Genomic DNA, 12,814 nt, shown 5'->3' with positions numbered 1-12,814 from the left:
TGGCTCACATCGGGCTCGAACGTCCGGTCATCTCGCCGGCCATCTCTGTGGCGTAGCTGTCGGTCATACCCGCGATAAAGTCGATCACCCGTACGAAGGCGTCATACAGAGGACGCTCAGGATCGGGAGCATTGCCGCCAAGCAAGTCCATGATGCGCCGGTTCTTGAATGACGGAGTGCGGCCACCGTGTTGCTCCAGTGCAGCGCCACAAAACGCATTGAGCAATATTTCGAGCGTGGTATAGGCGCCGATCTCATGCAGCGTCTTGCGTTTGTCCTGAAAGATCTTTTCTCGTGCCATGGCTTTGGCCTGCACGACGCATTGCTTGGCAGGGCCATGCATGTGATCGACCAGATCTCCGGCAAGGCTGCCCGCCAACAATGCGTTCTGCTGTTCGACGAACGCGCGCGCAGCGGCGGTGGTGAGATGTTCGATGGCCTTGCCTCTTAGAATTGCCAGCTTGCGCCTGCGTGAATCCTTTGGGCCCAGCTGGCGATAGGTTTCAGGCAGGTCATCGCCAACCAGGCTGAGCAGTAAGGACTCGACCTCTGAATAATTGAGCAGGTCCATCTCCAGACCATCCTCTAGATCGATGAGGCCGTAGCAAATGTCGTCTGCCGCCTCCATCAGATAAACCAGCGGATGACGTGCCCAGCGCTGCTCGTCCAATTTCGGTAGGTCAAGCTTCGAGGCAATTTGTTCGAGCAGTGGGAGTTCGCTCTGGTAGCAGCTGAACTTGTGTTTCTTGTAGCCAAGCGCTTCGGCGTGGCGCGACGTCCAGGGGTATTTCAGATAAGCACCAAGGGTGGCGTAGGTAAGCCGGGTGCCGCCGTCGAACTGGTGGTATTCGAGCTGGGTCAGTACACGAAAACCTTGGGCGTTGCCCTCGAAGTTCAAGAAGTCGGCTCGCTCGGCGTCGCTCATGGCATCCAGCCAGCCACGTCCGGCGGCCTGTTGAAACCAATAGCGAATGGCGTCTTCGCCTGAGTGCCCGAAAGGTGGATTGCCGATGTCGTGAGCAAGGCAGGCCGACTGAACGATCATTCCGAGATCCGCCGGGCTGCACCATTCCGGCATGCCCTCGCGCAATACTTCGCCGACCCGCATGCCTAACGACCGGCCGACACAACTGACCTCCAGCGAGTGGGTGAGGCGGGTGTGTATATGATCGTTGCTGGAAACCGGATGCACCTGGGTTTTACGCCCAAGACGACGGAACGCTCCAGAGAAAATGATCCTGTCGTGATCCTTGTGAAACGGACTTCGACCAAGTTCTTCATTGCTGTGAGCGGATTTCCCGAGCCGTTCACGATTGAGCAGGGTGTGCCAATCCAAAGAACAACCTCCTTGATGTTGCCAGTGGGTACCGGCTGCAAGCGCAATGTAACGGCCGGCCGTCGAGTAAGGCGGCGCATCCTGTTATGCATAATCCAGCGCATGCGCCAGCCTACAGCACTTACTGACAATCCAACCATAAGACATATTTCGTGGCTTGACTGTCAACGGTGCTGGACTGGCTATATCAGCTCTGTAACCTTCTACTGACGCAGCTTTCGGATCACTGGGTACAGCATGATTCCCAGTCGAGCAAGTTTGCCCACCTTGCCTAGGCGACGGCCGAAGAGTGCCAGTCCCAAAGTCGTGGCAATCATCAAGGGGCCCTTCGGGACATGATGTTCTGAAGCCGCGCCGCGATTCGCTACCATTCCCTTGATCCGTTGGAATGGGTGGGCCAGTGGCTGCGAGTGATAAAGAATCTGCTGACGGTTCATCTCCATGCGCAACCGAACGAGGTCCTTGCGCATGGTTAGGTCGCTAGAGGTGCTAAGGGGAAGGCTCATGGCAGTAAACGCTCCCGATTGCGGGCCAGTTCCTCGACCGTCGCCTGGAAGGGCGAAGCGCTCTCCTTGGCGAGACGGACTGCACGGCTGATGCATACCGCCAGGGCGATTGCGTATACCAAGCAGAGAACGAGAATTGCAGCGATGGGGTTCGTCTCCCAGAATGCGATGACAATCGCTGCCGAGAGGCCTACCAGAATCAGCAAACCGAGTATCAGGCTGATACTTGCCAGAAGAAACAGCTTGAACACCCGGGCTCTTTCTTCCTGGATTTCTATCCCGACCAGCTCCAGATGCCCTTGCAAGAGGCCTGCAAGCGCGCTGCCCATCTTTTTCAGCGAAGGCGCGGGAGCTTCATCGGAGTGCTTGGCTTCCATAGGAATCGCTCCCCAGATCAGCGGCGGGTGATCAGGCCAAGGAGAAAGCCGACTCCCGCCGCGATGCCGATCGATTGCCACGGGTGAGTGTGGACGTACTCTTCAGTGCACTGGATGGCAGCCTGGCTCTGTTCACGTAGAGAACCTTCCTGTTCTTTGAGCATTTGACGCGCACGGCTCAGGTTGGCGTTAATCTTGCCGCGCAGCTCTTCGGTCTGCGTGCCTGCGGAGTCCTGCGTATGCTTGAGCAGCCGCTCGGTGTCACCGATCAGGGTGTGGAACTCCTCAATAAGGGCGTTCTGAGCGGCCTGGAGGTTGCGACGGTGCGCCGATTTATCGATCAGCGGTGCGGTGGTCCCCGTGGATCCTATAGTTCCGGTGGTTCCGTCGGGGATCGGGGTGTTGTCGCTGGTGCCGAAAGTGGATTCGGTAGACATCTGCAGCTCCTCTTGAGTTTCGCAGGGACGAAAGGTCCCGGTCTCTCAATTTCGAGCGTGACAGTGGCGCAAGGTTCCCGTTTCGGTTTGGTCGTTTAGCTATCGGTGCAGTCGGACAATGCATCAGCTTGGCTTCAGCATGATAAGCATAAAAAAGAAAACCCGCCGAAGCGGGTTTTCTATCTACTGCATTCGCATGCGGTAGCCGCTATTACATCAGCGGGATTGTGTAGCTAACGATGAAGCGGGTCTGGTCAATCTCGCGACCTTCGCCACGGTAGGTACCGTTGCGCAGCTTGACACCCAGATTCTTCAGGGCACCGCTCTGCATGACGTAGCCGATGTCGGTGTCACGCTCCCACTCGCTGCCGTTACCATCAGCGCCGGCATCTGTGCCCTTCACATAGCGTGTCATGAAGGTCAGACCTGGAACGCCCATGGCGGCGAAGTTGTAGTCATAGCGAAGCTGCCACGACTTTTCGTCCGGATCGGCGAAGGTCGGGTCGACCATGACATAGTTGACCAGGAACGCGTCGCCGCCAGCAATGTAGGGATAGCCGGTGTCTCCGCTCATGTCCTGATAGGCTGCACCGAATGCGTGACCACCTAGGCTGTAGGTGAACATGGCACCGAAGGCCTTGTTATCCACGTTGCTGTTGCCGTCTTCGGTGGAGTGGGCGTAGCGAATGTCGCTCTTGAACGACTGCTTCTCACCCAGTGGCAGCACGTGTACCAAGTTGAGGATGTGCTGCTTATAGTTCTTGTCCAAATTGCCGTAGTCGTAAGAAGTCGTCAGTTGCTTGTTCCACTGATACTTCAAGCTGGCGAAATCGAACTTGTCGGAAGCCTCACCATCGTCTCCCGCATTGGACATCCCAAGATCTGCAAAACCGGCTTCGCTACGCAAGCTAGTTTCAGTCATCCGGCCGACGTTGACGGTCAAGCCGTCAATTTCCTGGGAGGTCAGCATACCGCCGCGGAAGGTCTGTGGCAGCAGGCGCGAGTCGCTCGGCAGGATGGTCGGCAGCTTTGGAATCATCTCGCCGATTTTCAGAGTGGTTTTGGAGTAGCGAGCTTTTGCAGCGCCGCCAATGCGTCCGTAGTCGTCAGGGGCACTTTCGTCGTCGGCGTATGCGCCCGGAAGAAGTCCGGTGCCGACGCGGTCTGCGCTGGAATCCAGCTTCAGGCCCAGCAAGCCAATGGCGTCTATACCGAAACCAACTGTGCCTTCGGTAAATCCGGATTCATATTTAAAGATGAAACCCTGCGCCCATTCTTCGGACTTGGACTGCCCGCCACGCGGATTTGCTGCGGTAGGCGCAGCAACTACATGGTTGTCTGAGTTGTGATAGAAGTTACGCAGTTCCAAGCTTGCCTTGCTGTCTTCGAAAAACGCAGCCTGAGCCATGGTAGGGATGGCCAGTGTTGCTCCCAGAGTGGCTAGGGCCACGCCCCGGGCGATTGGGGTCTTGAGCATTTCTTGTTCTCCTCGTTGGATGATGCTCTGAAGTCGCTCTTTACGGCGCCATGCAATAAAGCACTACATAGTTATTTTCAGCCCTTAGACCTTAGTCTTTAAGGCCTAAGCGTAGCAGTGTTCGCGGTTCCGCTCGGTAGTCGCTCTTGTTCCGACTCGATGAAGCATTGAGTGGCGCTACCGATACGCGCTTACACGTCCGGCCCTGCAGCTCTAAGTCCGCTTGGGCTGCCGCATCCTAGCGTTTTGCTGGTCACTAGTCGAACCCATAAATCAAACCGTCGTTTGAGTGAGTTCGAAGTCACACTTTTTTTCGCTCGGCTACACCAAAAGGATAGGGTGAGATTGAGGGAATTGCATCACGATGAGGCTGCTAGAATTGCATTTGGCCAAAATGTCAAAAGAGCCGTATCTATGCTTCCTGAGTGTCAATTGTTTGGTACGCTGGGTTGCCACCTATGTGAGCAGGCCGAGGCGGTAGTTTTGCTGCTGGTGGAGCATGGCCTGTTAGTAGAGTTGCTTGATGTGGCAGATAGGCCCGAATGGGTCGACGACTATGGGTTGCGCATACCCGTGCTGCGACGAGTTGATACGGGTGCCGAATTGGACTGGCCATTCGAGATAGAACAAGTCGTATGGTTTTTGCGGTGAGTGATCGCGAGAACCGGCAACTTGGAAGTTGCGAGTTGATAGTCACCGTCGGCGCGGCAAGTGCCTGGATGCAACTAACGAGTGGGCGGGTTTAAGGCCGTTCGGGCTGTAGATAAAATTCAGCTAGAGAAACGAAAAAACCGGCCAAAGGCCGGTTTTCTTACATCAGACTTTATCAACGCTGATGCCGGGAATGGTCGGAGCGACTGGATTCGAACCAGCGACCTTCTCGTCCCGAACGAGACGCGCTACCAAGCTGCGCTACGCTCCGAAGATGGCGCGCATTTTACAGAAAAACATTTACTTCACAAGCGCTTGGAACGCGGTTTTAACGCTTCCCAGGAAATTGCCACTGAGTGGCTGAATGCGCCATTTAGAGTTCCTGAACGGTACGAACCTGGTCTTTGTTCACTCTACCTGGTTTGCCGTCGATGCCCTCGAATTCATAGAAGCCAGCTTCATCGTCATAGTCCGGGTGGTCCAGTGTCTGGATTTCGCGGCCATCGTTTAGCGTGATGACGCTAGGGTTTGAGCAGCCTGATAGCAAAGCCAATCCTGCAAGTAATGCAAGGGCGGCTCCGGTTCCTGTGCGCATGATGATCTCCTCATGGTAGTTGCGTCTGTGACGGCGGTCGGCGGCGCTAAGTTCCCCGCGGCAGAGCTACCTCAAAGCAGGTTGGGCGAGTTCAGATTGGCAAGCCGGGGATCGTTTTCGTCCAGATCTAGGCTGCGCGCTCCAAGTGCCAGTAGTATCTCGCGATTGCTTCGCTCTCCCGCGTGCCACGCGGTTTCAATAGCGCAAGCAAGACTGACCGGGATGATGCAGAAAAGCGGCTCCCATTGATCGCCCCGTCGGGCCATTATTGGTGTGTCCGGTTCATCCTGCGCAGCCGCGTAGAGCTGCGCGACCAATGCCTTGTCGATCAGCGGCGCATCGCACGGGAATATCATCAACCAAGAGTGGCGAGCCGCCGCAAGGCCTGCGCGTATACCCGCAAGCGGGCCGGGGAAGTTTGGTTCATCGTCACCTACCAGCCGGTCGGCGAAGGGCGCGTAGCGCTCCTGGTTGCGGTTGCAGGAGACAAGCAAGTCATCGGTCAACGGCCGTGCTATCGCATGTAGCCAGGCCACGAGCGGCTTGCCGTGCCACTCAATCAACCCCTTGTCTTGCCCGCCCATTCGCTGTCCGCGCCCTCCGGCCAGCAGAAGAATCGAGCAATCTGGGAGCCTGCTCTGGTCCATCAAGTTCTCCGGCAAAAGCCTGTGATATAACACCTGCAATTGAGTCCAACAACCGGAACCCTTTATGAGTCACCTCGCTGATCAGCCTTTTGTTGCTTTGAATATTGCTGTCCTGACGGTCAGCGATACCCGTTCTTTGGAAACCGATACTTCCGGGCAGTTACTCGTCGACCGTGTAGTTGCCGCAGGGCACCGGCTCGCTGCGAGAGTGTTGCTCAAGGATGATCTTTATCGGATCCGCGCTCAGGTCGCGACCTGGATCGCCGAAGACGCCGTACAAGTGGTGTTGATTACTGGCGGCACCGGATTTACCGCTCGCGACAGCACGCCGGAAGCGATTGGCTGCCTGCTGGACAAGCAGGTTGACGGATTTGGCGAGCTGTTTCGCCAAATATCGGTGCCCGACATCGGCAGTTCCACCGTTCAGTCGCGAGCGTTGGCGGGGCTGGCAAATGCGACGCTAGTCTGTTGTCTACCGGGCTCGACCAATGCCTGTCGAACCGCATGGGATGGCATCCTCGCGGAGCAACTCGATGCGCGCCATCGTCCATGCAATTTCGTGCCTCATCTCAAGCAGGCTGCGCCATGCGAGATCCGTTCATGACCCGTGTCGAATCGCCAGCGTTGATGTCAGTAGAGCAGGCGCTCGAAGCATTGCTCAAGCAAGCGGAAGCCGCACCGGTTCAGGAAGTCGAGAGCGTTTCGATCGATGGCGCGGTCGGCCGGATACTGGCTGAACCGCTAGTTGCGCAGCTGGATCTGCCGCCATGGCCTAACAGCGCGATGGACGGTTATGCGTTGCGAGCGGCAGACCTGGATGGCCAACCGATGACGGTTTGCCAGAAAATCTTTGCCGGCACCCAGCCGCAGCCGCTGCTCCCGGGTTGTTGCGCACGAATTTTCACGGGCGCACCGATGCCGGAAGGCGCGGACAGCGTGGAGATGCAGGAGAACATCGAGGTGCTTGGCGATGGTCGGGTGCGCTTCGTCGAACCGATACAGCCTGGTCAGCACGTCCGCCCCCAGGGTGGCGAGGCGAGGTGCGGCGATACGGTGCTCGAAGCCGGTGTGCGCCTGGGGGCGATTGAGCTGGGGCTCGCCGCTTCGTTAGGTGCGCCGCAACTGAAAGTGCGCCGGAAGCTCAAAGTGGCATTGCTTTCCACCGGAAACGAACTGGTTGAGCCGGGTGAGGCACTGATGCCGGGACAGATTTACAACAGCAATCGAATGCTGTTGCGTCACTGGTTGCAGCGCTTGGGTTGCGAGGTTGTCGACGCTGGAATCGTACCGGATGATCCTGTGCGGGTTCGACAATGCCTGGCGGCGTTGCATGAGGTTGATCTCATTCTCTCTACGGGTGGTGTGTCGGTTGGTGAAGCTGATTTCCTAGGGCAAGTGCTGCGGGACGAGGGGGAATTGACGCTCTGGAAATTGGCAATCAAGCCAGGCAAGCCGCTGACCTGCGGTAACTATCGGGGTGTTGCGGTCATCGGATTGCCTGGCAATCCGGCGTCTACGTTGGTTACCTTTGGCCTGCTGGCGCGACCTTACATGCTTCGCCGCATGGGTGCTTCGCAGCTAGATCCACTGCGCTTCTCTGTATCTGCGGGGTTCAGTTGGACCAAGCCCGGCACGCGTCGCGAATATTTAAGAGCTCGTATCGAGTCGGGTAGGGCGGTGCTGTATCCAAACCAGAGTTCGTCAATATTGCGCAGTGCAGCCTGGGCAGATGGATTGGTAGAAATACAAGAGCACAGCCAGTTGCAGGCGGGTGATTCCGTGCCCTTTATTTCATTTACCGAATTGCTCGGCTGATTAGCTTCGTGCCTCTGGCATTTTGTATTAGACGGGGCTGAGGTTCGATTAGGTGCGTGCGCTACGACGCGAGACGCTGACGAATATCAGGTAAGTTGGCTCCGGCAATAAACTGATCGCATTTTTCATTGTCTACTTTTCCCATCTGCGGCCATGTCTGGCCAGAGATGTGTCTGGTATTGCCTCAAAGACAGGGAGGGATGTAGATGCAGGAAAGAAACGCCTGGGTCGATTACGCCAAAGCCATTGGGATCATTCTGGTGGTCTATGGACATGTTGCGCGCGGGGTATTCAACGCCGGGTTGCCAATGGAAGAGGGCAAATACCTTCTCGTCGACAGCATCATCTACACCTTCCATATGCCGCTATTCTTTTTCCTGTCGGGCTTGTTCTTCTACGACTCGCTGATGAAGCGGGGAAAGACGGGGCTCATCGTCAACAAGGTAGACACGATCGTTTATCCCTTCATTGTATGGTCGCTGTTGCAGGGCCTGACCGAAGTGGCATTGTCGAACTACACCAACGGGCAGGTCACGTTAGTACAAGTGTTCTCGTTGCTCTGGTCGCCGCGCGCGCAGTTCTGGTTCCTCTATGCGCTGTTTCTGGTTTTCGTTGTCTGCTCTTTCGTTTATGCCAAGGCCGATCGCCGCTACTTTCTACCCATACTTTTGGTCTTCGGCGTCCTCTACGTGTTCAACCAGGACTTACCTCTGGGTAATGTCGGCGGGTTCATCTTTGGCAACGCAGTATTTTTCGCGCTCGGTGTATGGTTTAACGAGGTTAAAGCGTTCTTCCTTGCTCGTTATGTTCCGCTCACCTTGTTGTTCGGTACGATGTTCGTGATTGGCCAATATCTATTCCACATCACCTTTGGCTTGAATTGGGAAGTAGGGGGTTTGCCGGTGCTTGTGCTGGCAACCATTTCGATCCTTTTCGTGATTGCCTTGTCGATGTGGCTGGGCCAGATTCGCATGGAGTGGCTGTTGTTCATCGGCGCCTCTTCCATGACCATCTATCTGATGCATATTCTGGCCGGAAGCGGGGTTCGAGTGATCCTTAGTCGCTTCCTGGGCATCGATTCGATCCCAGTCCACTTAATGGTCGGAACCTTGATTGGTCTCATGGCACCGTTGCTGGCGCAGGTCATCATCAAGCGCTACAACTTTTACTTCCTATTGACCCCACCGAAGCTGGTTTCTGCGACCAATCTTCGGATGCGCAGGGCATTGGCGAACTAGCCGAAGCGTTCACTCGCCATGATTGGGCCAACTTCATCGTCAGCCTTGGCGCTGGGGGATGCCGCAGCCCGGCAAAGTCGCCGCGCGAGCGGAGGGAAGTCCGGGCTTGAGCCGCAGCGGAAAGGTGATTTGGCTAGCCGCAACCAATCCGTTGGATTTTTAGCGTTTCGTCCGTCGACAAAGTCAAACGCTGGTCGTTGTACTCCAGCGTGACGACGTCTCCAGGCCGAAGGATGCGGGCAATGGTTGCCCCGCTTTGATGGCGCGCCTGATCCAGTAACTCAGGGCTTGCCTGTTCTCCTACAAGCTTCTGGACCGCTGAGGCGTTGCATCGTCCTGCTGTGCCGTTCGAGCCTTGCATTGGTTCTGGCAGCTGTGATTGGCAGCCGATCAGAGCAGAGCTGAGCAGCATCAGAGCGATTGATCGAATGGCCTGCATGGCGTTTTCCTTTTTAGTTGGGTAGCGGGCGTGAATATATGACGAGCTGATGAGCTAAATATGGCAACCGGTCGGCTGTTGAAACAGTTACGCGCAAGGGAACTGGCGGAACAGCGGCGCCGTCTTAGCATCGATAGCCCTGCAAACTGCGCCGGGCCGACGAATAAAGATAAGGAGTTCCGCCATGTTCAACTCATCCGTGATGAAGCGTGTAGCCAGCATTCTGGCCGCGATGCATTTCATGCTATTTGCGCAAATCCCCTTGGCTCATGCGGCGATGATCGGCACCCCGGAGATTATTGCCGAACAACAGCAGCAAGTGGATCGCCAGCAGCTGCTGACGATGCTTGAAGACAAAGATGTCCAGAAGAAGCTCGTGTCGATGGGCGTCGAACGTGACCAGGTCGAGCAGCGAATTAACAGCCTGACGCCGGCAGAACTCGCCCAATTCAATCAGCAGCTGGATCAGGCGCCGGCAGGTGCCGGTGTGGTGGGAATCATCGTGCTGTTCCTGGTGATTTTCATCATTACTGACCTGCTTTGCGCGACTAATATCTTCAACTTCATCAACTGCATTAACCGTTGATCCGGCGACTAGTCCTGCTGTCTGCTGTCCTCCTACTCGGGGCATGCGCGCGTACGCCGATCATTCCGATTGGCTCTGCGGAGCTCCCCGAGCAGGTTGAGCTCGCTGAGGTCCCGTTCTTTCCTCAGGCAGCCTACCAGTGCGGGCCGGCTGCTCTTGCCACGATGCTTGTCCAGCGCGGTGTAAACACCGGACCGGATCAGCTCGTGGAGCGCGTCTATTTGCCGGAGCGCAAGGGCAGCCTCCAGGTCGAAATGGTCGCTGCCGCTCGGGCTCACGATCTGTTGGTTTATCCCGTTGAGCCAAGGTTAGAAGCTTTGTTAACCGAAGTGGCAGCGGGCAATCCCGTTCTGGTACTGCAGAATCTTGCGTTCGATCGCTGGCCGCAGTGGCATTTCGCGGTTGTGGTGGGGTATGACCTAACAACTCAAACCATCGTTCTGCGATCCGGGACGACCCGACGATGGATAGGCAGTTTTCGGCAGTTCGAGCGAAGCTGGGCCAAGGGCGATCGTTGGGCGATGGTGACGGTTATGCCCGATCAGCTGCCGCAGACTGCTAAGGAAACGCTGTGGCTGAAGGCTGCGAACGATCTGGAGCAAACCGGGCACATAGATGCCGCCCAGCAGGCCTACGAAACGGCAGCAAAGCGCTGGTCCGGTGGTTTGTCCTGGTTTGCTCTTGGCAACAGCTGGTACGCGCAAGGCGACAAGCGCGCCGCAGAGCGTGCGCTACGGACCAGCGTCCAGCGTGACGAAACCTTCGCCGCGGGGTGGTTCAACCTGTCGCAAGTATTGGCAGAGCGGGGCTGTACTGCGCAGTCATCGAGAGCACGTGCATGCGCCGTGAAGCTGGCTCCTGAGGATGAACGGTTTACAGCTGAATTGCCGGCGGTGCAGGGCGACGAAATGGCTGCGTGCGAAGCGCCGCCTCCGTGCCCAGTACATTAGCGCTGCCTAGAAACCTACCCTGTCACGCAGGCTGTAATACAGCGCGCCGAGCGCGCTGAACGGGGCACTGAATGTCTGCCCGCCGGGAAATGGGTAGTGTGGCAGGCTGGCAAAGGCGTCGAAGCGTTCAGCTTGCCCCCGCAAGGCCTCGGCAATAATTTTTCCTGCGACATGCGTATAGGTCACGCCGTGGCCGCTACATCCTTGAGAGTAATAAATGTTGTCGCCAAGCCGTCCAACTTGCGGTAGGCGAGACAGTGTCAGCAGAAAGTTACCGGTCCAGGCGAACTCTGTCTTGATGCCGCGCAGCTGTGGGAACGTCTTTAGCATTTTCGGGCGAATGATCGAATCGATATCGGCCGGGTCACGCGCGCCATAAACCACTCCGCCTCCGTAGATCAGCCGGTTATCGGCGGATAGCCGGTAATAATCCAAAAGATAGTTGCAGTCCTCGACGCAGTAGTCCTGAGGCAGCAACTTCGCTGCGAGCTCTGGATCGAGGGGTTCCGTGGCGATGACCTGCGTACCGCAGGGCATGGACTTGGCCGCTAGCTCGGGTACCAGTCCTCCGAGGTAAGCGTTTCCCGCGACGACCACGAACTTGGCCGTCACCTGGCCGCGCTCGGTGTGAACGCGTGGGCTGCTTCCGCGGTCGATGCGGATCGCCGGGCTTTGCTCGTAGATGACGCCACCCAACGATTCGACTGCTGCCGCTTCGCCGAGCGCAAGGTTGAGCGGATGGAGATGGCCACCGCTGTGATCCAGCATCCCGCCCGTATAGCGCTCGCATGCCACTACGTTTCGAATGCCGTTGTGATCGAGCATTTCCAGCTGATCGTAACCGTAGCGCTCCCAGAGAGCCTTCTGGGTCTCGAGGTGATGCATTTGCTTTGGATTGAAAGCGGCAAACACGCCTCCGTTCTTCAGATCGCATTCGATGTTGTAGCGTGCGACGCGCTCGCGAATGATTCGTCCGCCTTCGAATGCCATCGCCCCGATCAGCCGTGCTTCATCGCTGCCGGCGCTGCGCTCGACAGCGTCGAGGTCGCGACTATAGCTATTGACGATCTGGCCGCCGTTGCGCCCGGATGCGCCGAAGCCGACTTTGGCCGCCTCTAGGATAACGACCCGGAACCCGTGCTCAAGCAAGAACAACGCAGTCGATAGTCCGGTGTAGCCTGCGCCAACAATGCAGACGTCAGCCTCAACATCGCTGCCCAAGGTTTCGCGGATAGGCGCCGGGTTTGCCGAGGCGGCGTAATACGAAGAGGGGTAGGGTGTGTGCGACATTTTGTTATCCCTGTTCTCAATATTTGACGCCGATGCTATCCCTACAACGTCGTTGATGCCATAAGCGAAGACAGGCGATCATTCTTTTGCGTCAAAAATTACAGTTATCAGGGGCTTAGCGAAAAAACGCTTGACTCTGTCAGGCGGATCTCTAGAATGCGCGTCCATCGGAGGCACATAGCTCAGTTGGTTAGAGCACCACCTTGACATGGTGGGGGTCGTTGGTTCGAATCCAATTGTGCCTACCAATTCCGAAAAGGGTCGCGCTAGCGGCCCTTTTTTTATGCCTTGCTTGTCAGCGTGGCGGCTTTCTGAAAGCATCCGTGCTCCCCATGTTTTCCAGTGACTTCGGTTCGCTTGGATCAGCCTTCGGGCTCCTGCCATTGTGCGGCGGGTTATCCAGCGGGTCGCTTTCCTGGCTCATCCCAACCCATGTGGCCTTTGGTAGGGGTCACCACTAGGAGAGGAGG

At 56.8% G+C, this 12,814-nt stretch carries 15 protein-coding genes and 2 tRNA genes; 7 read left to right on the top strand and 10 right to left on the bottom strand.

Annotated features, from left to right (window positions below):
* Positions 1 to 4: 4 nt before the first annotated feature.
* The 5 genes from NAV33_RS16000 to NAV33_RS15980 form a co-directional block, all read right to left on the bottom strand.
* The gene (locus tag NAV33_RS16000) at positions 5 to 1,336 is read right to left on the bottom strand and encodes a deoxyguanosinetriphosphate triphosphohydrolase (RefSeq protein WP_255981798.1); all 1,332 of its coding nucleotides are present in this window, start codon (positions 1,334 to 1,336) and stop codon (positions 5 to 7) included.
* Between the two features lie 203 nt (positions 1,337 to 1,539).
* Complete coding sequence (locus tag NAV33_RS15995) at positions 1,540 to 1,842, bottom strand: hypothetical protein (RefSeq protein ID WP_255981796.1); 303 nt, start codon at positions 1,840 to 1,842, stop codon at positions 1,540 to 1,542.
* Complete coding sequence (locus NAV33_RS15990) at positions 1,839 to 2,219, bottom strand: phage holin family protein (protein WP_255981794.1); 381 nt, start codon at positions 2,217 to 2,219, stop codon at positions 1,839 to 1,841. The genes NAV33_RS15995 and NAV33_RS15990 overlap by 4 nt, the downstream gene beginning before the upstream one ends.
* A 17-nt stretch (positions 2,220 to 2,236) precedes the next feature.
* Positions 2,237 to 2,656, bottom strand: a complete 420-nt coding sequence (locus NAV33_RS15985) for a DUF883 family protein (protein WP_255981792.1) — start codon at positions 2,654 to 2,656, stop codon at positions 2,237 to 2,239.
* A 211-nt stretch (positions 2,657 to 2,867) separates the two neighbouring features.
* On the bottom strand, positions 2,868 to 4,133 hold the full coding sequence (locus NAV33_RS15980; protein WP_255981790.1) for an OprD family porin: 1,266 nt from the start codon (positions 4,131 to 4,133) through the stop codon (positions 2,868 to 2,870).
* 414 nt (positions 4,134 to 4,547) lie between these two features.
* Here NAV33_RS15980 and NAV33_RS15975 point away from each other — a divergent pair, with 414 nt between their 5' ends.
* Complete coding sequence (locus tag NAV33_RS15975; protein WP_255981788.1) at positions 4,548 to 4,784, top strand: glutaredoxin family protein; 237 nt, start codon at positions 4,548 to 4,550, stop codon at positions 4,782 to 4,784.
* A gap of 194 nt (positions 4,785 to 4,978) precedes the next feature.
* Here the strand turns inward: NAV33_RS15975 and NAV33_RS15970 are convergent.
* The 3 genes from NAV33_RS15970 to mobA all read right to left on the bottom strand — a co-directional run bounded on the left by NAV33_RS15970 (position 4,979) and on the right by mobA (position 6,026).
* Positions 4,979 to 5,055, bottom strand: a tRNA-Pro gene (locus NAV33_RS15970).
* 102 nt (positions 5,056 to 5,157) lie between these two features.
* On the bottom strand, positions 5,158 to 5,379 hold the full coding sequence (locus NAV33_RS15965; protein WP_255981786.1) for a YgdI/YgdR family lipoprotein: 222 nt from the start codon (positions 5,377 to 5,379) through the stop codon (positions 5,158 to 5,160).
* Positions 5,380 to 5,450: 71 nt separating this feature from the next.
* Positions 5,451 to 6,026: a molybdenum cofactor guanylyltransferase MobA gene (gene mobA / locus NAV33_RS15960; RefSeq protein WP_255982143.1), complete on the bottom strand. Its 576-nt coding sequence runs from the start codon at positions 6,024 to 6,026 to the stop codon at positions 5,451 to 5,453.
* Between the two features lie 64 nt (positions 6,027 to 6,090).
* On the opposite strand from mobA, the gene moaB reads away from it, so the two are divergent.
* From moaB to NAV33_RS15945, 3 genes are all read left to right on the top strand, one after another.
* Positions 6,091 to 6,630, top strand: coding sequence for a molybdenum cofactor biosynthesis protein B (moaB, locus tag NAV33_RS15955; protein ID WP_255981784.1), 540 nt, complete (start codon positions 6,091 to 6,093; stop codon positions 6,628 to 6,630).
* Positions 6,612 to 7,841 (top strand): gephyrin-like molybdotransferase Glp, encoded by a 1,230-nt coding sequence (gene glp, locus NAV33_RS15950; RefSeq protein WP_423836670.1) that lies wholly within the window; start codon positions 6,612 to 6,614, stop codon positions 7,839 to 7,841. Before moaB ends, glp begins: the two co-directional genes overlap by 19 nt.
* Before the next feature lie 206 nt (positions 7,842 to 8,047).
* A complete protein-coding gene (locus tag NAV33_RS15945; protein ID WP_255981782.1) occupies positions 8,048 to 9,079 on the top strand; it encodes an acyltransferase family protein in 1,032 nt (343 codons plus the stop codon).
* Positions 9,080 to 9,212: 133 nt separating this feature from the next.
* Here NAV33_RS15945 and NAV33_RS15940 read toward each other — a convergent pair whose 3' ends face one another.
* The gene (locus NAV33_RS15940; RefSeq protein ID WP_255981780.1) at positions 9,213 to 9,518 is read right to left on the bottom strand and encodes an I78 family peptidase inhibitor; all 306 of its coding nucleotides are present in this window, start codon (positions 9,516 to 9,518) and stop codon (positions 9,213 to 9,215) included.
* A 184-nt stretch (positions 9,519 to 9,702) separates the two neighbouring features.
* On the opposite strand from NAV33_RS15940, the gene NAV33_RS15935 reads away from it, so the two are divergent.
* Positions 9,703 to 10,104 carry a PA2779 family protein gene (locus tag NAV33_RS15935; protein WP_255981778.1) on the top strand — a complete coding sequence of 134 codons (402 nt, stop codon included), beginning with the start codon at positions 9,703 to 9,705 and terminating at the stop codon, positions 10,102 to 10,104.
* Complete coding sequence (locus NAV33_RS15930) at positions 10,101 to 11,054, top strand: PA2778 family cysteine peptidase (protein WP_255981776.1); 954 nt, start codon at positions 10,101 to 10,103, stop codon at positions 11,052 to 11,054. The genes NAV33_RS15935 and NAV33_RS15930 overlap by 4 nt, the downstream gene beginning before the upstream one ends.
* Before the next feature lie 6 nt (positions 11,055 to 11,060).
* Here NAV33_RS15930 and NAV33_RS15925 read toward each other — a convergent pair whose 3' ends face one another.
* A complete protein-coding gene (locus NAV33_RS15925) occupies positions 11,061 to 12,344 on the bottom strand; it encodes an NAD(P)/FAD-dependent oxidoreductase (protein ID WP_255981774.1) in 1,284 nt (427 codons plus the stop codon).
* Positions 12,345 to 12,515: 171 nt separating this feature from the next.
* Here NAV33_RS15925 and NAV33_RS15920 point away from each other — a divergent pair.
* Positions 12,516 to 12,592, top strand: a tRNA-Val gene (locus NAV33_RS15920).
* The last annotated feature ends 222 nt before the right edge of the window (positions 12,593 to 12,814 follow it).

It is taken from the genome of Stutzerimonas stutzeri (genome assembly GCF_024448715.1).
Lineage (GTDB): Bacteria > Pseudomonadota > Gammaproteobacteria > Pseudomonadales > Pseudomonadaceae > Stutzerimonas > Stutzerimonas stutzeri_AR.
Note: the sequence above shows the minus strand (reverse complement) of the source record. Positions and strands in the feature narration are given on the sequence as shown.